Source organism: Kaistia defluvii, from assembly GCF_040548815.1.
Lineage (GTDB): Bacteria > Pseudomonadota > Alphaproteobacteria > Rhizobiales > Kaistiaceae > Kaistia > Kaistia defluvii_A.
The window spans coordinates 952,639-973,866 of sequence record NZ_JBEPSM010000001.1 but is presented as its reverse complement, the minus strand read 5'-3'; the positions used below and the strand labels follow the sequence as shown (position 1 = coordinate 973,866).

Here is a 21,228-nt window from a genome sequence, read left to right as displayed (position 1 = left end):
CGGACTCACTGGAACGAATAGAGCCGGATGAGATCGCTCGGCGCGACAAACAGCTCGCGCGTGCGGTCAAAGCCCGCGTCGCGGCCGAGCCTCTCCCATGTCGACGGGGTCTCGGGATAGTCAGCCTGCGAGATATGTCCCCACACGACCTCCCACTCGGCGTCGTCATAGGCGCTCCAGTGTGGGCGCTGGGCCTCGAGGCGTCGCATCCAACCCTCCCGGCTTTCGCCGTCCGGGCTGGAGTTCTCGTAGACCAGAAAACGCCCTCCTTCGCCAAGGAACACTCGGATGGCCCGCATGAGGCGCAACTTCTCCTCGGTCTGAAAGTGATGCAGCGACAGCCCGATCCAGACCACGTCCACCGAGTCCCGGCGCACCGGCAGCAATTCGGCGAAATCCCCCTCATGGAGGGTATAGGGACACCCGAGCGCGGGCAGCCGTTGATCGGCCATATCGAGAGCCGCGCGCGACAGATCTATCCCTTCATAGTGTGACACGGCCGTTCCCTGGAGCGCTGGAAGGCTCGCGCTTGCATCGCCGCAGGCGATGTCGAGAAAGGAGAACGGACGGACGATTTCAGACACGAGGATATGATGCAGGCACGCATAGGCCTCGCGGTGGAAGAGATAGTTGTTATCGATCATCTTCCGATAGATCTGCCAGTCGCGCTGGAAGATCTGCTGGGTAGGCAGGTCGGCACGGGCCGGCCGCGCCTCCGACTGGGCAAGCGGCTCCATCATCGCCTCCGGTGCGCGCTGCCGGCGCCGAGCAGAGCCGGGATCGGACTGGGGCTGCGGCAAACCGACAGCAGCCACCAGTCTATCATGTCCGCACCGCAGTTCTTCCCGGGGAGCCTCGCCTTTCGATAAGGCAGAGGCTCCGATTGTCTCGCTAGAGCGTGACCACCTGCTGCGTGTGGATCGACTCGTCGGCGGCCAGCACGATCTTCAGGCTTTTCACGCCATCGTTCATGTGATCCGTCAGATCGAGATCCTCTTCGATCGCCTTCAGCAGGTAGAGTTGCTCACGCTCGCACAAGGCATTGTGATCCGGCTCGTCGGAGACGTCGATGCGCTCGTCCGGCCTGCTCATGTCGGCATAGTGGCGAAGGATCTGGCTGGTCTTGGTGTGGGCATTGATGTCGTCCGACTTCACGCCAGCATTGTTCTCGGCCATGACGATCGAGGCCGAGCCCTTCGGGCCGAACACGTCCTTCACGAAGAAGGCCTGCTCCGAAACCATCGGCCCCCAGCCTGCCTCGTACCAACCGACCGAGCCATCCTCGAACATCACCTGCAACTGGCCGTAATTGTTGATGGGCACCTCGTTCGTCAGGCGTGCGCCGATGGCGTGCACGCGCACCGGCTTGGCCGAGGTCATCTGGCACATCACGTCGACATAGTGGACGCCGCAATCGACGATCGGCGGGAAGCTCTGCATCAGCCGCTTGTGCCACTCCCACGTCTCGCCATTCGACTGCTGGTTCAGATTCATGCGGAAGACCAGCGGCGTGCCGAGCTCGCGCGCGATCTCGATGAACTTGATCCAGCTCGGGTGCTGGCGAAGGATATACCCGATGACGAGCTTGCGGTTCGTCCGCTTGGCGACTTCGACGACGCGCTCGGCATCGGCGGCCGAGATCGCCATCGGCTTCTCGACGAAGACATGCGCGCCCGCTTCCATCGCCTTGATGGCGAAGTCGGCATGCGTGTCCGGCATGGTGTTGACCGAGACGACGTCGGGCTTCAACTCCGCGAGCGCCGTCTCGAAATCGTTGAACTTCGCGACGCCCTGCAGCTGCGGCGGCAGCTCTACCTTGTCGATGTTGCGCGTGCAGAGACCCACCAACTCGTATCCGTCGATCTTGGCATAGGCGAGCGCGTGGCTCATGCCCATATTGCCGAGACCGACGACGAGAACCCGTTGCTTGGCCATATCGCTCACCCCTGTCCGATCCTGATGACATTGCCCGTTCGGGCTGATTCTTCCGCCGCAAGCGTCGCTTCCAGCGCCGCCGCGGCATCCGTCGGCACGCCCATCACCGGCGTCTCGCCGGCCAGCGCGCAATTGGCGAAATAGGAGAACTCGTCCCTCAGCGCCCCGCCGCGCACGCCGTTGAACTCCGGCCAATAGGTGGTGTCCGGACTGTGCAGCTTGTCGCTGGAGACGATGCCGAGATTGGGGAAGGTATCCTGAACGTGGATGATGCCTTCCGTGCCGATGATCGACATGCGCTCGTCAATGTCGAACGGCGTCTTCTCCGGCATGCACCAGACCGTCTCCAGCGTCGCGGTCGCGCCGCTCTCGAAGCGGTACATGGTCTGGCCGATATCGGGATGCTTCAAGTTGCGGACCGAGATCGTCTGCGCATAGGCCGACACGATCTTTTCCCCGGTAAACCAGAGCATGATGTCGGTGTCGTGGATGGCGTCGCCGACGATCGGACCGATCTTGTTGAGGATCGTGGGCGTCCAGGCGGCGGGAATGTTCCGCCGCGACGACAGCGCGACGATCTTGCCGATCTTGCCGGTGTCGATCGCCTGCTTGGCCATGCGGTAGCGCGGATTGAAGCGGACGATATGGCCGACGAACAGGATGCCCCTGGCGCCCTTGGACGCCTCGATGATGGTGCGCGCATCCTCAACGGTCGAGGCGATCGGCTTTTCCAGAAAGACGTGCTTGCCCGCCTTCAGCGCCGCGACGGCGGGGCCGACATGCTGGTCCCACATCGTGCAGATCGACACCGCGTCGATCTCGGGATCGGCCAGCATGTCGTTGTAATCGGCATAGGTCTTGGCGACGCCGAACTTGGCGCCCATCGCGGCGAGGCGATCCGGCTGGCGCGTGCAGAGTGCCGCAAGCTCGAGATTGGGAACGCCGATGATCGTCTCGCAGTGGATCTCGCCGAACCAGCCGAGGCCGATGACGCCGATGCGCAGCCTGTCCATGTCTCTCCCCCTCAGAAGTCTTCAAGAGTCAGTTCGCGCGACATGACGATGTTGCCGGCCGTCAGTCCGCAATCGACCGGGATCGCCGCGCCCGTCACCGCGCTGGCAGCGTCCGACGCCAGGAAGGCGACGACGCGGGCCACCTCGATCGGGTCGACGATGCGACCGAGCGGGTACCAGCGCTGCAGCGTCTCCAGCACCTTTGGGTCCTTCTTCGCCCGCTCGTCCCAAAGCGGCGAGCGCACCGTGCCGGGCAACACGATGTTGGCGCGGATGCCATAGCGGCCATATTCCATGGCTAGCGCTTTGGTGAGCGCGATCATGCCGGCCTTTGCGGCGCTATAGGCCGGGTCGCCCAGCGCATGCAGCGCGTTGACCGAGCCGACATTGACGATCGACCCGGAATGCCGCGACACCATGCCGGGAAGCACCGCATGGGCGCAGGCATGCGCACCGCCGAGATTGCCATTCATCTCGGATTGCCAGGCGGCCGGGTCGGTCTGGGCCAGCGTCGGATGATGCGAGTAGCCGGCATTGTTGACGAGGATGTCGATGTCGCCGGACGAGGCGAACGCGGCCGCGACGGCCTCCGCCGACCCGATATCAACCACCGCCGCCTTCGCGGCTATGCCTTCGGCCGCGAGACTTTCGACCAGCCCCAATACCTTGTCGCTCTTGTCGAGCGCGACGATGAAGGCCCCCTCGCCGCCGAACAGCCGGCAAAGCGTCTGTCCGATGCCGCCCGCGGCACCGGTGATGGCAACGCGCTTGCCCGCGAATGTCGCACTCATGGTGAATTCCTCATTACCGTTTTCGTCCGACGCGCCGCCCTCACTCGAACCAGCCGTCTTTGAGGTAGCGCATGTATTCGAACACCACGCCGTGCTTCAGGACGAAGACGACCTCGAGAAACTCGCCGACGATGAAGGGCGGGATCAGGATCTCGACATCCCTGAGATGCGGTTCCAGTTCCTTCACCCGGTAGGCGACGTGCGGCGTGTTCTTGATGATCTCAGGCACCGGGCTATCCGGCGCATAGCGCAGGAACTCGATGTGCTCGGGGTGGTTTCGCGGATTGGTGACCCAGATCCGGCTCTGCTCGACCCAGTTTTCATCCGGCTGCGGCTCGGTCGTGGTGATGCCGACATGGTCGAATTCAAACATCCTACCCCCCCACAAAGATGAAGGGCGGCGGCACGCTGGCGCCGCCGCCCTATCTATCAGAGCGCCGCTTCGATCGCGGCGACGTCGACGGCCTTGTAGGCATCCGAAAGCTGGAAGGCGTCCGCGTCGGCCTTCACCTTGGCGTGGTCGAAATCATTCGCCGCCGCGATGAACTGGTTGGTGGTGACGTCGGCGGCCTTGAACACCTTGGAGACCTGGCCGATTTCGGCGATCGCGTCGAAATAGCCCTGCCAGCTGTCCTCGATGTGGAAGCCCCAGGCCTTGCGCTCGTCCCAGCGCGCATGCATCAGCGCCGTCTGCTGCATGAGCGACTCGGTCGCGACGGTCGGATCCATCTGGCTGACGAGGCCCGGGAACTGCTCCATGGTGATCTGGGTCGCGGCGCGCGGATTGATCCAGCCGAATTCCATGCCCATCGCCCAGCCGCGCAGATACTTCTCGTAGGCCGCGACCTTGGCCGGATCGGAGAGGTCCGACTTGCGGATCACATAGGAGTTGGCCGGGAACTTCGAGACGTTCTTGCCGAGCAGGTAATCGAAATCGAGCCCCTGCCCGCGCCACTGGGCGCGAAGGCCTTCCCAGGACAGCGCCGCGTCGGCCTGGCCCTGCGCCAGCGCCTGGCCCCAGGCACTGACTTCGACATACTTGACCTTGCTGGTATCGACGCCGGCCGCTGCCAGCATGGGATTGGTGATCGCCTGCCAGCCGGAGGAGCCCAGCGCGATGGTCTTGCCTTCGAGCCCCTTCAGGTCGGCCGGGGCCTTGCCTTTCGGGAAGGCGAAGTTGAACACGTCGCCGGCCATCACGTGATAGGCGGAGACGAGGTCCATGCCCTGCTCCAGGCCGAGCGATAGCACGCCGGGCGACGGATAGCCGAAATCGGACTGGTTCTGGTCGACCAGCTTGACCGTGGCCGTGCCGTCCTGCGGACCGGCTTCGATCACGGTCTTCAGGTCGCCGAAATAGCCGTATTTCTGGCCGACCCAATAGGCGAAGTCGTCCAGCACCTCGAGCGTGCCGCGCGGCGACACCCAGCGGACGGTGATCTCCTCGGCTTCCGCCATGCCCGTGCCGCCAAGGCCGATGGCCGAGATGGTCACGCCCGCCGCTGTCACCTGCAGAAGCCGGCGACGATTGATCATCAGGTTCGATAGGTCAGTCATTGCAGTTCCCTCGTTTCTGTCAGGCAACGATCGGCGTCAGGCTTCCCAATTGGCCCATTTCTTACCGACCCAGAAGAAGAACACGTAGATCGAGATGCCGATGATCGCGAGCAGCGTGATGACCGCGAAGAATTGCGGCATCCGGATCATCGACGAATAGTAGTTGAGACGGTTTCCGAGCCCCTCCGCGCCGCCGACCATCTCGGCGCCGACCGTAGTCAGCAGGCCGAAGATCGAGCCAACCATCAGGCCGACAATGATCATCGGCATGGCCATCGGAATGCGGATCTTGGTAAAGATCTGGAAGGTCGAGGCGCCGAACGAGCGGGCGAGCGCAATCTTAGCGAGATCGACGCGGCGAAATCCAGTGGCCGAGTTGATCATCACCATCGGCCCGGAGGCGAGCGCCACCGCGATGATGCGCGGCTCCCAGCCAAACCCGAAACGCAGCACCAGCAAGGGCACGAGCGCCAGCATCGGCGTCGTCACCAGCAGCAGGATGTAGGGCGTGACGATCTTCTCGGCGAAGGGAAACTGCGTGATCACCGCCGCCAGCACGAAGCCGATCGAGGCGCCGATGGCGAAGCCGATGAGCAGCTCGCAGATCGTCACCACCAGATGCGGCCAGATAAACTTCCATTCTGTGATCAGCGCCATGCCGATCTGGCTCGGCTTCGGCATGATGTATTGCGGCACCTGGAAGATGCCGAGCAGAAGCTCCAGGCCGCCGATGATGACCACCGCGACCAGGATGATGATGAAGGTCTCGAAGGCGCTGCGGCCGCCGCCCGAGGTGAGCGACGCCAGGCCGCCGGAAAGGCTGGCGCCGCCGGCGGCGTCGGGCTTGGCGCCGAAAGTCGGGATCTGGTCGCGAAGTTGGCTGTCCACGTGCACTATCCTTGAACTTTGACTGCGACCGTCAGGCTTTGCGGTGGTCGATCATCGCCTTGATGGCATTGACCCGCTCGATGAAGGCCGGCGTCGACTGCACGTCGACGCCGCGCGGGCGCGGCAGGTCGACATCGACGATCTCCTGAATCCGACCGGGACGTGCCGACATCACGACGATGCGGTCGGCGAGAAACAGCGCCTCGACGATCGAATGAGTGATGAAGATGATGGTCTTCTGCGTCTCCATCCAGATTTCCTGGATCAGCAGGTTCATCTCGTCGCGCGTGAAGGCATCGAGCGCGCCGAACGGTTCGTCCATCAGCAGCACGGACGGATTGACCGCAAGGCTGCGGACAATCGAGGCGCGCTGCTGCATGCCGCCGGAAAGCTCGCGCGGCATCTTGGTCTCGAAGCCCTTGAGGCCGACGCGCTGGAGCAGCGCTTGGATCCGCGCTGTATCCGGCGGAATGCGCTTCAGTTCGAACGGCAGCTCGATGTTCTTCTCGAGATTGCGCCAGGGCAGCAGGTTTGCCTCCTGGAAGATCATCGCGATCTCTGGATGCGGCTTCAGGATCGGCTCCTGGCCCAGCCGGATCTTGCCGGCGCTGAGGCCATGCAGTCCCGCCATCGACCAGAGCAGCGTGGACTTGCCGCAGCCGGACGGCCCGAGGATGCAGAGGAACTCGCCCTCCTTCACCTCCAGCGAGACATTGTCGAGCGCATGCACGACCCCGCTTCGCGCCTGGTAGAACTTGCTGGCTCCCTCGACGACCATTTTGGCCGGCGCGGCCGCGCCTGCGCGCGACAAGCCAAGAGCATCGATAGCGTTCACGCTAGCGCCCCCACATTCCCTGAAAGCTGCCGGCGGCCTTTGCGGCTCGTCCCGTCAGCTCTGTTCCCCGTCCGCCCTTAGGAGCGGCTCATTCCTGAAATGATGTTACAATAATTCGATCTCCGCAAGGCCGAATGCCGGCGCGGGCGAAAACATCCGCCTGCCCTCGAAGACAAGCCTTTCTGCCGAATATGTTTGATCGCAATACAAAATTGTCCGTGCCGCGATGTGGAACGCACGTGTCGCGCCCCGCGGCAGTGTCCTTGTCGAAGTCGTGAAAACATGTAATTCAATTTCTTCCGTTCCTCGTCGCGGGCGGTCGCCCTGCTGTCGGATCCGACTCGCGGGACGCGAAGACTGGCGGCGGGTCGGAGCTGCCGTCGCATCAAGACTTGAAGAGACTGCCGGATGCCTTCACGAAAGCCACCCGTCTCCACCGCTGCCATCGACATTGTCTCGCGTATCGAGCGGGTGGAAACCGACCTTTCGCCGGCCGAGCGACGCGTCGCGGAAGTGGTGCGGCAGGATTTTGAGGCGGCAACGCGGCTCACCATCGCCGACCTCGCCAGCAAGGCCGGCGTCAGCCAGCCGACGGTGACGCGCTTCTGCCGTTCCGTAGGCTGCGGCTCGTTCAACGAGTTCAAGATCGGCCTGGCGACGACCCTGACCGTCGCCGCGGTCTATCTGCGTTCCGACCGTGTCTTCAGCGACGATGTCGGTCAGCTGGCGCAGACGATCATGATGCGGGCCGCCACGACCGTTCGCGAGACGCTGGACCAGTTGGATACCGCGGCCGTGGGCGCCGCCATCGACGCCTTCGCCAAGGCGCGGCGCATCGATCTCTATGGGCAGGGCGGCGGCTCGGCCGCGATGATCGAGGATGCGAAGCTGCGCCTGTTCCGGCTCGGCATTCCCGTCTCGGTCTACACCGACGGCCACCAGATGCGCATGTCGGCGGCGACGCTGCAGCCGGGCGATGCCGTGTTCGCGATCTCCAACAGCGGCAATTCTCGGGCCGTGATCCAGGCGGTCGAGATCGCCGGCTCGTTCGGCGCGACGACCGTGGCGATGACCCGGCCCGGCACGCCGCTTGCCAAGGCGGCCGGAACCGTCATCCCGATAGTCATCGAGGAGGATGGCAACATCCTGCTGCCAACCCCGTCACGTTACGCGCATATGGCGGTGATCGACACCATCGCCGCCGGCGTGGCGGTCAAGCTGGGCGGCAAGGGTCGCGAAGCACTCCGCCGCGTCCGTTATACGGTGGCCAGCATCGGGATCGCGATCCCGACGCCATCGACCGATCCCGGCCCCTTGAACCAAACCGTCCGGTCCGACGAATAGACGTCGCCGTATCAGCGCTTGGGCGGCACATCCGCCTGGGCGAGCAACCGGCCATCCGCCTGCACCTCGCGCAGCAATCGCCCGAGTCCCTCGTCCGAAACCAGGTCGATGGCCTCACTGAGATTGCACCACCGGCGCTTGCGTTCGCCGCGCTCGCGCCACTGCAGCAGCGTGCCACGGACGCGCAGGGCGAACATCGTGACGATGCAGTCGACAGTCGACTGGTCACGCAGGATCTTCTCGTAATTGTAGGAGCCGAGCGCACGGTCGTCGACGTCGCCGATCACGCCGGCTTCCTCGAAGGCTTCCGTCGCAGCGCTCTCATGCGCCGTGCGTCCTTCGGCGAGCCATCCCTTCGGGAACAGCCAGCGGCCCCGCTCGCGCGAGGTGACGAGCAGCACGCGAATATCGCCATGCTTGTTGCGCCGCCAGGGCAGCGCGCCAAACTGCTGGAAGGAATCTCCGTCCTCGATCGGGGTCCGGCGGCGCGATGGCCGCTCCAGGATCAACTCGTCCATCAGATCAAGCCTCCGACACCCCAACGCACAGGGGCCGGCGAGGAAACACTCAAGCCGGCGCGCATGGCAAAACACCGCGAGCAGGTCACGGTCGCAGGGGAGGTCAGGAAGAACGAAAGCGTAAACATGGATAGCTCCGGCTAGGTGCACCCGGCACAGCAAATTGGCCGCAAATCGACGATCTGAGGTCCCCGGAGTGGAAGAACTGCGCGGTAATCAGCTCGACAAAATGCCACTCCGGGAGAAATCGCGCGTTTTCCCGGGCAGCCTGGCAACAAAAAATCGGATCATCATAGACATGATGAAATCCATAATCCGCGAATCTGACTAAACTATGATGCACCCTAGGAAAATGTGACCCCGGTCACAAGCAATATGTCCCCCCCATTGTCCAATGCTGCCGGCGAGAACCGTTCCAAGGCTGGAGGGAGGTAGAAGAGCTGCCGCCTTAAGATGCAGGTGAGTAAAAGACGGGCCCAATGGTTGCCCATCCCGCCATGGTTCCTCCTTCACCTTGAACGTCGCGGCGGCGGACATGCCTGGGGACAGACAAGACCGCCTTTGTCCGGTGGCCCGTCCTGCCGAAGCCATCGACTCATCGACGGAGCTGCCGGCATCCGCTGCGTCTGGCTTTTCGCGGCGCCAAATCCTTCTTGCAATAAGCGCTGACGAGGAACGCCGCACGGGGTTAATAGGATCATAATCTCCTTTCCGTGTTGCGGGGCCGCTACAGCGCCAAATCCCCTACGTAAGCTAAGGAAAGGATGAACTTTCGCGTGGAGGGGGGATTTCATGCGCGCTCTTTATTTGGCGGCCATCGCTGCCGTGGTCACGTCTTCCGCCTGTGCGGCTGACCTCGCACCCGAGCCGGCTCCGGTCGCGCTTCCGGAGGCGTTCAACTGGACGGGCTTCTACGCCGGTGTTCATGGCGGCTATGGTTGGGCGAAGACGGACGGTGACTATTTCGCCCCCGTCGAAACACCGCAGCCGGATGGTTTCTTCGGTGGTGGACAAGTCGGATACAATTTCGAGTTCTCGAACAAGGTAGTTCTCGGCGTGGAGGCTGATGCCGCCTGGGCCGACCTCTCCGACGATACCGTCTACAACAACACCTTCATCTTCCCCTACTCGCTGGGATACCAGGCCAAGGTGGAATCCTTCGGCACCGTGCGCGGCCGCGCCGGCTATGCCATCGACCGCTTCCTGCCCTATGTCACAGGTGGCTTCGCCTGGGCCAACACCGAACTCGACAGCCAATTCACCCAGTCATTCCCGGTGACGTTTGATAGCCACGGCTCCGATACGCAGACCTTCACCGGATGGACGGTCGGCGCCGGCTTCGAATACGCTTTCGCAGGCAATGTCACGGCCAAGGTCGAATATCTCTATGCCGATCTGGGCTCGAAGTACTTTCACCTTGGCGACGCCGGCCCGTTCCCGGTCGATCTGAAGATGCAGACGGCAAAGCTCGGACTGAACTACAAGTTCTGACCCCGAGCCTTTGGTCCCGCCCGGTCGAAAGCGGTGGCTACCGCCCCCGCCGAACCCGGAAATGGATGAGCCGCGGCGCGCCGTCCGCCGACAGGCGGATCATGGACCGTTTCCCGGGATGGGTGCCTTGGAATTCTGCTGTGCTAGAATGCGCCGCCGGGGAAGCCTTTGAACCCTGGCCACGCCCCGAACTTGACCGCCCGCTGGCCTTCGCATCGCCGCGGGCTTTCTTTTGAGGCCGGGCGAGCCTCTGCCATGCCACAGCTAAGGCGGAACTAAATTCCGGCTGCCTTCATTGTCGATGGCGGACGTGGCGTCGCGTTACTTGGCGTCATGCGGAGATCGGTGCCCACCCTTCCCGCAGTTCGGAGCGTTCGCGCTTCGGGCCGTCCGCACCATGCACAGCAGGCCTGGGATCGGTCGACGGGAAGTGGCCATCGCCGATGGAGGATCCGCCAAGTGGGCGATGACCCACAGACGGCCGCACACTGCCAAAACGACTTCGTCGATACGATTGGAAGCAATGAGCTAAGTGGTTGGTCGGAACGGCAGGATTTGAACCTGCGACCCCTTGTCCCCCAGACAAGTGCGCTACCAGGCTGCGCTACGCTCCGTAACCATCGGATCCGAAAATCCGCTTATCCATCAAGGGCCTTGGCCCTCGAGCGGTGTGAACCGCGCCGGTCAGTCTCTGGTCGACTGCCGATGCGCCGCTGTTAGCATGGTTCGCGCGCGCTTGTCACCGGCTATTCGACCCCGGTGCTCCATGCCATGCGCATTTCCAGTGGATGGATTGCGCGATGCCGGAAAAAGGGCCGGGCGCCCTGCCCGCCCTTGCCTAGCGCACGTTATCGAGGATGCGCTTGCACTCCAGCAACTCCATCAGCGTCGCCTGCAGCCGCTCACGATCGCCATGGCCCAGTCCGGAAGATGCGGGCTGCTGCGCAACGGCATGGCGTTCGGCAGCGCGCGCGGGCGATGCCGGCGGCGCTGAATGCCTCTCCGGCGGCGGCTCCACATAGTCGTCGTCCCCGCCATGCGAGCGATGCTGCGAAAGCTGCGGCTCGCGGCGGCTGGAAGCCTGCGGGGGCGCATAGGGCGATTCGCCCCGCGCGGAGCCCGCGCCGCGCTCGGGCGGCGAAGGCAGATCGGCGACCAGGGGCGGCAGATAGTCATCCGCTGAGGCCGGCAGATCGGGCGGCGCGGCCGGAATGCGGGAATGCTGAGGCGGCGCGGACTCTGCCTGCGACCTGCTGTGGAAGGATGGCTCCTGCGGCAGCGGCCTTTCGCCGGCGACGCGGATGGAGGGCGCGGCGTGGTGGCGTTCGGGCGCCGAATCGGCCCGCGCGCCAAACATCGGCTCGCGGCGGCCATGGTCAGCCGGCTCTGGCGCGTCGTCGAAATCGTCGAGATCGGAAGCGGGCTCGAAATCGAGGTCCTGGGCGCTGTCGGCGCCGTAATCTTCAGGCTCGTCGCCCTCGGGCGCTGGATCGAGACCCATGCCCTGCCCGGCCGCGATCACATGGCGCGGCCCCTGTTCCTTCAGGATCCGCTGCACGCCCTTGATGGTATAGCCTTCACCATAGAGCAGCCGCCGGATACCGCGCAGCAGGTCAATGTCGTCGGGGCGATAGTAGCGACGGCCACCACCGCGCTTCATCGGCTTGATCTGGGTGAACCGGGTCTCCCAAAACCGCAGGACGTGCTGCGGCAGGTCGAGTTCCTCGGCCACCTCACTGATCGTCCGGAACGCGTCAGGACCCTTGGACATCAACTCTCACGCTTCGGCGCCCGCTTCGTCCGACTGCGGGATCACTCATCCTCGGATGTGTCATGCCCGTTCGGGACGAGTGAGCCGTTGATCCTCTGCTTGAGGACATTGCTGGGCTTGAAGACCATCACGCGGCGCGGTGCGATCGGAACTTCTTCGCCCGTCTTCGGATTTCGCCCGACCCGCTCACCCTTGGAGCGGACCAGGAAGGACCCGAATGACGATAGTTTGACAGATTCGCCCCGGACAATACACGCGCTGATCTCGTCAAGAACCGACTCGACCAGATCGGCGGATTCCGTTCGCGACAATCCCACCTTCTGATACACCGCCTCACAAAGGTCGGCGCGCGTGACAGTCTTGCCTGACATGGTCTCGTTTCCCGATGTTATGCTTGGCGACCCAACGTCACTTCCCCATTGGCAAGCCTATTGCCAGAGCAAGGACCGGTCAACGTCCTTGATCCTAAGGTGCGGGCATCTATGGCAGATTTCCTACCAGCGAAGCAGGACGGAGCCCCAGGTGAAGCCGCCGCCCATGGCTTCGAGCAGGATCAGGTCGCCGCGCTTGATGCGGCCATCGTCGCGCGCGACCGAAAGGGCGAGCGGGATGGAGGCGGCGGAGGTGTTGCCATGCAGCGAAACCGTGCGCACGACCTTTTCGCTCTCGATGCCGAGCTTCTTGGCGCTGCCGTCGATGATGCGCAAATTGGCCTGGTGCGGCACGAACCAGTCGACATCGTCGGCGCCGTAGCCGGTGGCCCGGAACGCGTCCTCGATCACGTCGGTGATCATGCCCACCGCATGCTTGAAGACCTCGCGGCCCTCCATGCGCAGATGGCCGACCGTGCCCGTCGAGGACGGGCCGCCGTCCACATAGAGCTTTTCGCGGTGGCGGCCGTCGGAGCGCAGATGCGTCGTCAGCACGCCGCGATCCTCGCGCGTGCCATCCTGGACGGAGGCCCCGAGGATGACCGCGCCGGCGCCGTCGCCGAACAGCACGCAGGTGGTGCGGTCGGTCCAGTCGAGGATGCGCGAGAAGGTTTCCGCGCCGATGACGAGGATCCGCTTCGCCTGGCTGGCGCGGATGAAAGCGTCGGCCGTCGACAGCGCGAAGACGAAGCCGGAGCAGACCGCCTGCATGTCGAAGGCGGCGCCATGCTCCATGCCGAGCTTGCGCTGCACGGTGACGGCGGTCGCGGGAAAGGTATCGTCCGGAGTGGCGGTGGCGACGATGATCATGTCGATCTCGCCGATGGTGAGGCCCGCATCGGACAGCGCCAGCTTCGCAGCGGCCGTCGCCAGATCCGACGTCAGCTCGCCTTCGGCGGCGATGTGGCGTTCGCGGATGCCGGTGCGCTGGACGATCCAGTCATCCGACGTTTCCACCATTTCCGACAGCTGGGCGTTGGTCAGGGTCTTCTCGGGCAGGTAGCTGCCGCAGCCGAGAACGACCGAACGGATGAAACTCACATCGCACCTTCATCGACGATCGCTGCCACACCCCGCGCGAAGCCCGCGCGATGGTAGTCGGAGAGATCCTGATTGATCTTGGACAGGAAGTCGTTCTTGGCCATGCTGTAGCCGACTTCGATCGCATTGGCGAAACCGACGCCGTCGGTGCCGCCGTGGCTCTTGATGACGATGCCGTTCAGGCCGAGCAGCACGGCGCCGTTGGAAGCCCGCGGATCCAGCTTCTGGCGTAGCTGCTGGAACGCGCCCTTGGCAAACAGGTAGCCAATCTTGCCCATCAGGGTGCGGCTCATCGCATCGCGCAGATGGGTCGAAATCTGGCGGGCCGTGCCTTCGGCCGTCTTCAGCGCGATGTTGCCGGCGAAAGCTTCGGTGACGACGACGTCGACCGTGCCCTTGCCGATATCATCGCCCTCGACGAAGCCCATATAGCGCAGGTGCTTGAGGTCGGCCTCGCGCAGGAGCTGTCCGGCGACGCGGACCTCCTCAAGGCCCTTCATTTCCTCGACGCCGATATTGAGCAGGCCGACGGTCGGCTTCTCGACATCGAGAAGCGCCCGCGCCATCGCGCCGCCCATCATGGCGAAATCGATCAGCTGCTGCGCATCGGCATTGATGGTCGCGCCCACGTCGAGCACGACGCTCTCGCCGCGCAGGGTCGGCCAGATGGCGGCAAGCGCGGGGCGCTCGATTCCGGCCATGGTGCGCAGGCAGAACTTCGACATCGCCATCAGCGCGCCGGTATTGCCGGCGGAGAGCGCGGCATCGGCCTCGCCCTTCTTCACCGCTTCCAGCGCCCGCCACATGGACGATTTCCAGCGGCCCTTGCGCAGGGCCTGGCTGGGCTTGTCATCCATCTGAACGGTGACGTCGCAATGGGTGAAGGTGGAGGCCGCCTTCACGCGTGGGTAGGATTCGAGAAGCGGAAGAACCGCCTTCTCCTCGCCGAAGAGCTGATAGCGCAGCTCGGGACGACGCACGAGGGCTATGTCGGCGCCCGCGAGCACTGTCGCGGGACCGTTATCGCCGCCCATCGCGTCGATCGCTATTCTAATCGCTTGAACCATTCCGCCCCTGTTCGACGCGGCCGCTCTGAGCGAAGGCCCGGCGACGACGGCGCTGGAAAATAACTGTTTCGGCCGGTGAGACAACAGTCTTTCAATCACCGTGTGGCCGATTCATGGCCCTTTGCTATCATTTGTCGCGCAGCTTCGACAGGGCGGCAAAGGGCGACGCAGCGTTTTCCGCGCCCTCTTCCACCGGATCCTGCAGGCTCGCGCCGGGAGCCCGCGGATAGGGATCGAGCGCCAGCGCCAGCTGCTCGGCCAGGATCGGTCCGAAATCGATCGAGTGGCCTTCCAGCGGCTCCGGCGGGTCTTCCTCGTCGTAGATGACGATCACTTCCGCCTCGGCGACCGTCTTCGGATCCTCGGCAATGGCGTCGGGCGGAAGGAAGCTCAGCGAGAATCGGTGGTCAATATGCGCCGGCACCGGCTGCAGCGTCACGACGCAGGCCTGGACGACCTCGGCGCGCAGACGGCCATCCACCTTGACGCCCTTCGGGCCCCAGGGCTTCAGCTCGACATCGGCCTCCAGCGACACCAGTCCGAGCAGGTCGAACGCTGTCTGCAGGCTCTGCCGCTCGGCCGCATTCGCCACGATGTGCTGCTTCACGCCGGCATTGCCGAGATGCGAGACGTCGATGTTTCGGGTCAGGGAAAGCTCAGTCATCATGCCGCCGCGGAGGGTGTGGGAAGGGAGGAATAGTCGAGTTTGCCGGAGAGAATCACCGGCAGCGGCTGCGCCGCAAGCGCCACGACGGCCGCCTCGACATAGTCCGCGATGCGCTCGCCCACGGCAGCCGAGGCGCCGTCCGGGAACACATTGCGCTCGATCGCATCAACGAGCTTGGCCCGCTCGCCGGAGAGCAGCGCCTCGTCATAGGCGCGAATGCGGCCGAAGAAGGCTTCGGCCATCTTCTTCAGCTTCTTGGGCACGGAAATATCGCCGACACCCATTTCACGCAGCGTGCCGTCCATGTCCTTGAGGAAGATGTCGAACACGTCCTGGCCGACCTGCCGGTCCTCGGCGCTCTCGTCCTTGAGGCGGTGGAACAGCAGGAACCCATGCAGGACGATCATGTCGAAACGGCCATCCAGCGTATCCGGCACGGCGAATTCGGTATAGAGCGCAGGTTGCCGTGCCTGCGCCACGATGGCGCCGTAAAGCGAATATGCTATGGCCTCGTTCCTGCGATTGCGAGTGAACAGGCGGCGGAACATTCGACCGATCTCCAAATCTGGTTGGTCAGCTTGGGCATGGGGGCGGAGCTCTCCTGCCAGAGATGGTGCTGCCCGTTGCCCTTGCAAGGATGATTGCCACGAGCCCTAGCGCAGGCTAGGGAGAATGCCAACCCAGTGACTGGGCGAGGAGAATGGAATGGAGTTCAGCATGAGAGATCGGCGCTTGGCAGTCAGCCCCATCGTGCGGCGGGCCAGCGTTGGCATGCTGGCGGCGGTTGCGATCGTTTCGCTCGGCGCGTGCACGAAGATTGCAAGCGGCGCCGGCGGGCTTGGCGGCCTGAACGAGACGTATCAGTCCGGCTATGTTCCGCCGCGCAACGCGGTCGAGCAGGTGCCGGTCGGCGCCAGCCGCGAGCAGGTCCAGATCGTGCTCGGGTCGCCGTCGACTTCGGCGGAATATGACGGCGAGGTCTATTATTACATCAGCCAGACCCGCAAGCGTCCGGTCGCCTTCATGAACCGCAAGGTCGTCGACCAGAAGATCCTGGCGGTCTATTTCAACAAGAAGAACGAAGTCGAAAAGGTCGCCAATTACGGCATCCAGGACGGCAAGATCTTCGATTACGTCAGCCAGACGACGCCGACCGGCGGCAAGGACCAGGGCTTCCTCGAGCAGGTCCTCACCGGAACCGTCGGCATGGGCGCCAATCCGTTCGGCGGCTAACGCCGAGCCGCTCCGGCGAGACGAATCAGAAGGCCCTCCCCGCGTCGCGGAGAGGGCCTTTTCTTTGCGTAGGATAGCCTGCCCTACTGGGCGAGGACGGCCAGCAGCAGCAAGGCCACGATGTTCGTGATCTTGATCGCCGGATTGACGGCCGGACCGGCCGTGTCCTTGTAGGGGTCGCCGACGGTGTCGCCCGTCACCGATGCCTTGTGCGCGTCCGACCCCTTGTAGTGGGTCTGCCCGTTGGCATCGACGAAGCCATCCTCGAACGACTTCTTGGCATTGTCCCAGGCGCCGCCGCCCGAAGTCATCGAGATGGCGACGAACAGGCCCGTCACGATCACGCCGAGCAGCATCGCGCCGACGGTCGAGAAGGCCTCGCTCTTTCCGGCGATCCAATAGATCAGGAAATAGACGACGATTGGGGCCAGCACCGGCAGCAGCGAGGGAACGACCATTTCCTTGATCGCTGCCTTGGTCAGGATATCGACGGCGCGGCCGTAATCCGGCTTCTCCGTGCCGGCCATGATGCCCGGCTTGTCGCGGAACTGGCGGCGCACTTCCTCGACGATCGCGCCGGCGGCGCGACCGACCGCGGTCATGGTGATACCGCCGAAGATGTAGGGAATCAGGCCGCCCAGCAGCAATCCGACCACGACATAGGGGTTGGAGAGGGTGAAGTCCGGAATGACGCCCTTGAAGTACTGGAAGGCCGTCGAGCCCTCCTTGTTCGCCTCGGTGATGAAATAGGTCAGGTCGTAATTGTAGGCGGCGAACAGGACGAGCGCGCCGAGGCCGGCCGAACCGATGGCATAGCCCTTGGTGACCGCCTTGGTGGTGTTGCCGACCGCGTCGAGCGCATCGGTCGACTTGCGCACTTCCTTGGGCAGGCCCGCCATTTCGGCGATGCCGCCGGCATTGTCGGTGACGGGGCCGAAGGCATCGAGCGCCACCACCATGCCGGCCAGCCCCAGCATCGTCGAGACCGCGACGGCGGTGCCGAACAGGCCCGCCAGCGAATAGGTCGAGATGATGCCGGCGACGATGACCAGAGTCGGAAGCGCGGTCGATTCGAGCGAGACGGCCAGGCCCTGGATCACGTTGGTGCCGTGGCCGGTCACCGACGCCTGGGAGATCGATCGGACCGGACGATAGCCGATGCCGGTATAGTATTCGGTGATCCAGACGATCAGTCCGGTGACCGCGAGGCCGACGAGGCCGCACAGGAACAGGCGGGTGCCGGTGATGGTGAAGCCCGCCGCGGTGCCGATCTCGCCCCAGCCGATCAGCAGCTGGGTCGCGATCGCCAGACCGATGATCGACAACAGCGCCGAGGCGATGAAGCCCTTGTAGAGGGCGCCCATGATCGACTGGTTGGCGCCGAGCTTGACGAAGAAGGTGCCGGCGATCGAGGTCAGGATGCAGACGGCGCCGATGCCGAGCGGATAGAGCATGATGTTGCCGAAGATCGGCGAGGCCGCGAAGAAGATCGCCGCCAGCACCATCGTCGCCACCACAGTCACGACGTAGGTTTCGAACAGGTCGGCTGCCATGCCGGCGCAATCGCCGACATTGTCGCCGACATTGTCGGCGATGGTGGCCGGGTTGCGCGGGTCGTCCTCCGGAATGCCCGCCTCGACCTTGCCGACGAGGTCGCCGCCGACATCCGCGCCCTTGGTAAAGATGCCGCCGCCGAGACGGGCGAAGATCGAGATCAGGGAGGCGCCGAAGCCGAGCGAGACGAGCGCATTGATGACGATGCGGTCATCCGGCGAGTGGCCGATGATGCGGGTCAGGATGAAGTAGTAGCCGGCGACACCGAGCAGCGCGAGGCCCGCCACCAGCATGCCGGTGATGGCGCCGGACTTGAAGGCGATCTCGAGGCCCTCGGCGAGACTCTTCGTCGCCGCCTGCGCGGTGCGGACATTGGCGCGAACGGACACGTTCATGCCGATGAAGCCGGCGAGGCCGGAAAGAATGGCGCCGATCGCGAAACCGATCGCAACGGTCAGCGACAGCAGCCAGGCGACGATGACGAAGATCACTACGCCGACGATGGCGATGGTCATGTATTGCCGCCGCAGATAGGCGCTGGCGCCTTCCCGCACCGCAGCGGCGATTTCCTGCATTCTGGCAGAGCCGGCGTCGGCCGCGAGGACCGAACGGGTCGCCCACACGCCATAGGCGAGCGCAAGCAACGCACATAGAATTATGAGATAGATCACGTCCACATTCCTCCTCTGGCCGGCCCGTTTCTGACGGCCGTCCGAGGACGCCGCGCCGGCTGAACCGTGCGGCGGGAAAGAGCAGCGTTCCTCCCAGCTTTTCCCCCCGTAAAGCGAGTTGAGAACGGCTTTACGACGCGGTCAAGCTTTCTCCCTGCCGGCCGTTCTACGCAGCCAGAACGACCAGGCCAGTGCCGCGAGGCTCAACATCACGACCGGGAATACGATCATGTTGATGAAGGCCCAGCCCGGCCCGCCGATCAGCTTGCCGGAGAGCAGCGATGCTGTAGCTGCTGACCCTAAGACAAGGAAATCATTCAGACCCTGTACTTTGCCGCGTTCTTCGGGACGGTAGGTTTCGGCCAGCATCGCCGTGGCGCCGATGAAGCCGAAGTTCCAGCCGAAGCCGAGCAGGATCAGCGTGATCCAGAAGTGCGCCAGCGTAATTCCGGTGATGCCGACAAGCGCGCACGCGACCAGTAGCGCCATGCCGGCGATGACGATTCGGTCCTTCCCGAATCGAACGATCAGCTTGCCGGTAAAAAAGCTCGGTCCGTACATGGCCAGAACATGCCACTGGATGCCGAGCGCGGCGTCACTCTGGGTCAGGCCGCAGCCGATCATGGCGAGCGGCGCCGCCGTCATGACGAGGCTCATCAGCGCGTAGGACGAGATCGCGCAAAGAACTGCCGCGATGAAGCGAGGCTGGCGCGCGATCACGGCAAGCGGCCGTCCTCCCGCTGCATTCAGCAGCCTTGCCGCATGCGCCGGCGGCGGCGCGACATCCCGCAACAGGCTCGCGATCAGCAGGCCGATACAGCCCAGGATGGCCGCCGCGAGGAAGCTGCCGGCAAACATAATCGGGCTGAGCCAGTCATTGGTGAAGATCACCGTCTGCGGGCCGATGATGCCGGAGAACATGCCGCCGGCCATCACCAGCGACATCGCCTTGGTGCGCACTGCCGGGCTGCCCGCGTCGATCGCCGCGAAACGGTATTGCTGGTTGAAGGCGCCGGACATACCGACCAGGAAGAGCGAGGCGACGAACAGCCAGAACGAGCCCTGCAGCAACGCGAAGACCGCCAGCAGGCCGCCCAGGATGGCGGGGGCGGCTCCCAGCACGAATCCCTTGCGGCGGCCGATCCGGCTCATCAGCATGGCGGCGGGAATGGTGGTCAGCGCCGCGCCCACGGTGGAGGCGGTGATCGGCAGCGTCGCCAGCGACTTGTCGGCCCCGAGCAGGTAGAAGCCGGCAAGGCCGCCCAGCGTCACGGCAATGGGCAGGATGGAGGCGTTGACCGCATTGGCCGCCATCAGCACGACGGCGTTGCGGCGGACCTGACGATCCAGTTCGACGGTATTCTGCGTGTCCACGAGCGCTCTCCTGCGCCCGCCCGGAATCGGCAGCGCTACGTCGAGGCAAAATCGTCTAGCAGAAAAGCGTAAGGCGATCAGAAATGATCGTGCGACGACCGTCCAAGCGAAATGGCGTTTCCCTGCGCGTCGGTCACAACCGGCGGCCCCTGCCCCTCGACGATGCGACCAATCACGGCCACGGGTATGCCGGCGCGGTCGGCGGCTGCCTGATAGGCGGCAAAACGGGCTTCCGGCATCGTGGTCAGGATCTCGTAGTCGTCGCCGCCGGTGACGATGCTGGCAAACGCAGTCGGGTCAGCCGAGATCAGGGCCCGGGCGGCATCGGAGAGGGGCACGCGCGCGGCCTCGACGACGGCCGAGACGCCCGAGGTGCGGGTGATATGGCCGAGGTCGCCGATCAGCCCGTCCGAAATGTCCAGCGAGGCGGAGGCGAAGCTGCGGACGGCTTCCGCGAGCCCCAGGCGGGGCTGGGGATGCAGGTAGCGGTCGAGCAGGTGGGAAGCGCCCTCGCCCGCCGCGCTGCCGTCGAGCGTGCCCAGGCGCAGCCGCAGGCCGAGCGCCGCGTCGCCGATCGTGCCGGACACGACGATGACGTCGCCAATCGCCGCCCCGGCCCGGCGGACGATGCTGCCCGCCGGCACCTGGCCAAGCGCGGTGACCGAAAGCATCAGCCCGTCCGGGGACTTGACGGTGTCGCCGCCGAGCAACAGAATGCCGTAGCGTCGCTGGTCTTCGGCAAGACCTGCCGAAAAACCGGCCATCCAGTCTTCCGTCCAGTCGGCCGGTAGCGCGAGGCCGAGCAGATAGCCGATCGGTGTCGCGCCCTTGGCCGCGAGATCAGACAGATTGACCCGAAGCGCCTTTCGGGCGATCGATTCCGGCGGATCGTCGGGAAAGAAATGAACCCCGGCCGCGACCATGTCCTTGGTCAGGACCAGGTCGAAACCGGGCTCCGGACGCAGCAGCGCCGCGTCATCGGTCAGGCCGAAGGCGCCGGGATCATCCGCCAGCGGGCGGAGATAGCGGGCGATCATTCCGAACTCG

Annotated in this window: 20 protein-coding genes, 1 tRNA gene and 1 pseudogene; 3 read left to right on the top strand and 19 right to left on the bottom strand. The window is 64.4% G+C overall.

The window, feature by feature from the left end; all coding sequences use genetic code 11:
• Positions 1-5: 5 nt before the first annotated feature.
• From ABIE08_RS04600 to ABIE08_RS04565, 8 genes are all read right to left on the bottom strand, one after another.
• Positions 6-815, bottom strand: a complete 810-nt coding sequence (locus tag ABIE08_RS04600) for a class I SAM-dependent methyltransferase (RefSeq protein ID WP_354549068.1) — start codon at positions 813-815, stop codon at positions 6-8.
• 76 nt (positions 816-891) lie between these two features.
• Entirely contained in the window at positions 892-1,935 is a 1,044-nt protein-coding gene (locus ABIE08_RS04595; protein WP_354549067.1) for a Gfo/Idh/MocA family protein, read from the bottom strand.
• Between the two features lie 5 nt (positions 1,936-1,940).
• Positions 1,941-2,948: a Gfo/Idh/MocA family protein gene (locus ABIE08_RS04590; protein WP_354549066.1), complete on the bottom strand. Its 1,008-nt coding sequence runs from the start codon at positions 2,946-2,948 to the stop codon at positions 1,941-1,943.
• Positions 2,949-2,959: 11 nt separating this feature from the next.
• On the bottom strand, positions 2,960-3,739 hold the full coding sequence (locus tag ABIE08_RS04585; RefSeq protein ID WP_354549064.1) for an SDR family oxidoreductase: 780 nt from the start codon (positions 3,737-3,739) through the stop codon (positions 2,960-2,962).
• 40 nt (positions 3,740-3,779) lie between these two features.
• Positions 3,780-4,112, bottom strand: a complete 333-nt coding sequence (locus ABIE08_RS04580; protein WP_354549063.1) for a hypothetical protein — start codon at positions 4,110-4,112, stop codon at positions 3,780-3,782.
• A 56-nt stretch (positions 4,113-4,168) separates the two neighbouring features.
• Entirely contained in the window at positions 4,169-5,296 is a 1,128-nt protein-coding gene (locus ABIE08_RS04575; protein WP_354549062.1) for an ABC transporter substrate-binding protein, read from the bottom strand.
• A gap of 36 nt (positions 5,297-5,332) precedes the next feature.
• Positions 5,333-6,184 (bottom strand): ABC transporter permease, encoded by an 852-nt coding sequence (locus ABIE08_RS04570; RefSeq protein WP_436409498.1) that lies wholly within the window; start codon positions 6,182-6,184, stop codon positions 5,333-5,335.
• A gap of 31 nt (positions 6,185-6,215) precedes the next feature.
• On the bottom strand, positions 6,216-7,019 hold the full coding sequence (locus tag ABIE08_RS04565) for an ABC transporter ATP-binding protein (protein ID WP_354549060.1): 804 nt from the start codon (positions 7,017-7,019) through the stop codon (positions 6,216-6,218).
• Between the two features lie 408 nt (positions 7,020-7,427).
• Between ABIE08_RS04565 and ABIE08_RS04560 the strand changes: the two genes are divergently transcribed.
• Positions 7,428-8,363 (top strand): MurR/RpiR family transcriptional regulator, encoded by a 936-nt coding sequence (locus ABIE08_RS04560; protein ID WP_354549059.1) that lies wholly within the window; start codon positions 7,428-7,430, stop codon positions 8,361-8,363.
• An 11-nt stretch (positions 8,364-8,374) separates the two neighbouring features.
• On the opposite strand, the gene ABIE08_RS04555 is transcribed toward ABIE08_RS04560, so the two are convergent.
• On the bottom strand, positions 8,375-8,881 hold the full coding sequence (locus ABIE08_RS04555; RefSeq protein ID WP_354549058.1) for an NUDIX hydrolase: 507 nt from the start codon (positions 8,879-8,881) through the stop codon (positions 8,375-8,377).
• Positions 8,882-9,673: 792 nt separating this feature from the next.
• Here ABIE08_RS04555 and ABIE08_RS04550 point away from each other — a divergent pair.
• Positions 9,674-10,372, top strand: coding sequence for an outer membrane protein (locus ABIE08_RS04550; protein WP_354549056.1), 699 nt, complete (start codon positions 9,674-9,676; stop codon positions 10,370-10,372).
• A gap of 537 nt (positions 10,373-10,909) precedes the next feature.
• On the opposite strand, the gene ABIE08_RS04545 is transcribed toward ABIE08_RS04550, so the two are convergent.
• The 7 genes and pseudogenes from ABIE08_RS04545 to ABIE08_RS04515 all read right to left on the bottom strand — a co-directional run bounded on the left by ABIE08_RS04545 (position 10,910) and on the right by ABIE08_RS04515 (position 15,897).
• Positions 10,910-10,986 (bottom strand) — tRNA-Pro (locus ABIE08_RS04545).
• Between the two features lie 913 nt (positions 10,987-11,899).
• A pseudogene (locus tag ABIE08_RS04540) lies at positions 11,900-12,143 on the bottom strand (MerR family transcriptional regulator); the annotation flags it as partial.
• Positions 12,144-12,184: 41 nt separating this feature from the next.
• Positions 12,185-12,514 carry an integration host factor subunit alpha gene (locus ABIE08_RS04535; RefSeq protein WP_266342306.1) on the bottom strand — a complete coding sequence of 110 codons (330 nt, stop codon included), beginning with the start codon at positions 12,512-12,514 and terminating at the stop codon, positions 12,185-12,187.
• A gap of 123 nt (positions 12,515-12,637) precedes the next feature.
• Positions 12,638-13,615 carry a beta-ketoacyl-ACP synthase III gene (locus ABIE08_RS04530; protein WP_354549055.1) on the bottom strand — a complete coding sequence of 326 codons (978 nt, stop codon included), beginning with the start codon at positions 13,613-13,615 and terminating at the stop codon, positions 12,638-12,640.
• The gene (gene plsX / locus ABIE08_RS04525) at positions 13,612-14,682 is read right to left on the bottom strand and encodes a phosphate acyltransferase PlsX (RefSeq protein ID WP_354549054.1); all 1,071 of its coding nucleotides are present in this window, start codon (positions 14,680-14,682) and stop codon (positions 13,612-13,614) included. The genes ABIE08_RS04530 and plsX overlap by 4 nt, the downstream gene beginning before the upstream one ends.
• A gap of 127 nt (positions 14,683-14,809) precedes the next feature.
• Positions 14,810-15,346, bottom strand: coding sequence for a YceD family protein (locus ABIE08_RS04520; protein ID WP_354549052.1), 537 nt, complete (start codon positions 15,344-15,346; stop codon positions 14,810-14,812).
• Positions 15,346-15,897 carry a ubiquinol-cytochrome C chaperone family protein gene (locus ABIE08_RS04515; protein ID WP_354549051.1) on the bottom strand — a complete coding sequence of 184 codons (552 nt, stop codon included), beginning with the start codon at positions 15,895-15,897 and terminating at the stop codon, positions 15,346-15,348. The genes ABIE08_RS04520 and ABIE08_RS04515 overlap by 1 nt, the downstream gene beginning before the upstream one ends.
• A 169-nt stretch (positions 15,898-16,066) precedes the next feature.
• Between ABIE08_RS04515 and ABIE08_RS04510 the strand changes: the two genes are divergently transcribed.
• A complete protein-coding gene (locus ABIE08_RS04510; protein ID WP_354549050.1) occupies positions 16,067-16,582 on the top strand; it encodes an outer membrane protein assembly factor BamE in 516 nt (171 codons plus the stop codon).
• 83 nt (positions 16,583-16,665) lie between these two features.
• Here ABIE08_RS04510 and ABIE08_RS04505 read toward each other — a convergent pair whose 3' ends face one another.
• The 3 genes from ABIE08_RS04505 to thiL all read right to left on the bottom strand — a co-directional run bounded on the left by ABIE08_RS04505 (position 16,666) and on the right by thiL (position 21,218).
• The gene (locus ABIE08_RS04505; protein WP_354549048.1) at positions 16,666-18,813 is read right to left on the bottom strand and encodes a sodium-translocating pyrophosphatase; all 2,148 of its coding nucleotides are present in this window, start codon (positions 18,811-18,813) and stop codon (positions 16,666-16,668) included.
• A gap of 135 nt (positions 18,814-18,948) precedes the next feature.
• Positions 18,949-20,181, bottom strand: a complete 1,233-nt coding sequence (locus ABIE08_RS04500) for an MFS transporter (protein ID WP_354549047.1) — start codon at positions 20,179-20,181, stop codon at positions 18,949-18,951.
• A 77-nt stretch (positions 20,182-20,258) separates the two neighbouring features.
• Positions 20,259-21,218 carry a thiamine-phosphate kinase gene (gene thiL / locus ABIE08_RS04495; protein ID WP_354549046.1) on the bottom strand — a complete coding sequence of 320 codons (960 nt, stop codon included), beginning with the start codon at positions 21,216-21,218 and terminating at the stop codon, positions 20,259-20,261.
• Positions 21,219-21,228 lie beyond the last annotated feature (10 nt).

What these genes read in the sequence shown, in the direction of transcription:
- ABIE08_RS04595 (WP_354549067.1), bottom strand. Translation starts at nt 1,935, where the DNA reads ATGGCCAAGCAACGGGTTCTCGTCGTCGGTCTCGGCAATATGGGCATG.
- ABIE08_RS04590 (WP_354549066.1), bottom strand. Translation starts at nt 2,948, where the DNA reads ATGGACAGGCTGCGCATCGGCGTCATCGGCCTCGGCTGGTTCGGCGAG.
- ABIE08_RS04585 (WP_354549064.1), bottom strand. Translation starts at nt 3,739, where the DNA reads ATGAGTGCGACATTCGCGGGCAAGCGCGTTGCCATCACCGGTGCCGCG.
- ABIE08_RS04580 (WP_354549063.1), bottom strand. Translation starts at nt 4,112, where the DNA reads ATGTTTGAATTCGACCATGTCGGCATCACCACGACCGAGCCGCAGCCG.
- ABIE08_RS04575 (WP_354549062.1), bottom strand. Translation starts at nt 5,296, where the DNA reads ATGACTGACCTATCGAACCTGATGATCAATCGTCGCCGGCTTCTGCAG.
- ABIE08_RS04560 (WP_354549059.1), top strand. Translation starts at nt 7,428, where the DNA reads ATGCCTTCACGAAAGCCACCCGTCTCCACCGCTGCCATCGACATTGTC.
- ABIE08_RS04555 (WP_354549058.1), bottom strand. Translation starts at nt 8,881, where the DNA reads ATGGACGAGTTGATCCTGGAGCGGCCATCGCGCCGCCGGACCCCGATC.
- ABIE08_RS04550 (WP_354549056.1), top strand. Translation starts at nt 9,674, where the DNA reads ATGCGCGCTCTTTATTTGGCGGCCATCGCTGCCGTGGTCACGTCTTCC.
- ABIE08_RS04535 (WP_266342306.1), bottom strand. Translation starts at nt 12,514, where the DNA reads ATGTCAGGCAAGACTGTCACGCGCGCCGACCTTTGTGAGGCGGTGTAT.
- plsX (WP_354549054.1), bottom strand. Translation starts at nt 14,682, where the DNA reads ATGGTTCAAGCGATTAGAATAGCGATCGACGCGATGGGCGGCGATAAC.
- ABIE08_RS04520 (WP_354549052.1), bottom strand. Translation starts at nt 15,346, where the DNA reads ATGACTGAGCTTTCCCTGACCCGAAACATCGACGTCTCGCATCTCGGC.
- ABIE08_RS04515 (WP_354549051.1), bottom strand. Translation starts at nt 15,897, where the DNA reads ATGTTCCGCCGCCTGTTCACTCGCAATCGCAGGAACGAGGCCATAGCA.
- ABIE08_RS04510 (WP_354549050.1), top strand. Translation starts at nt 16,067, where the DNA reads ATGAGAGATCGGCGCTTGGCAGTCAGCCCCATCGTGCGGCGGGCCAGC.
- thiL (WP_354549046.1), bottom strand. Translation starts at nt 21,218, where the DNA reads ATGATCGCCCGCTATCTCCGCCCGCTGGCGGATGATCCCGGCGCCTTC.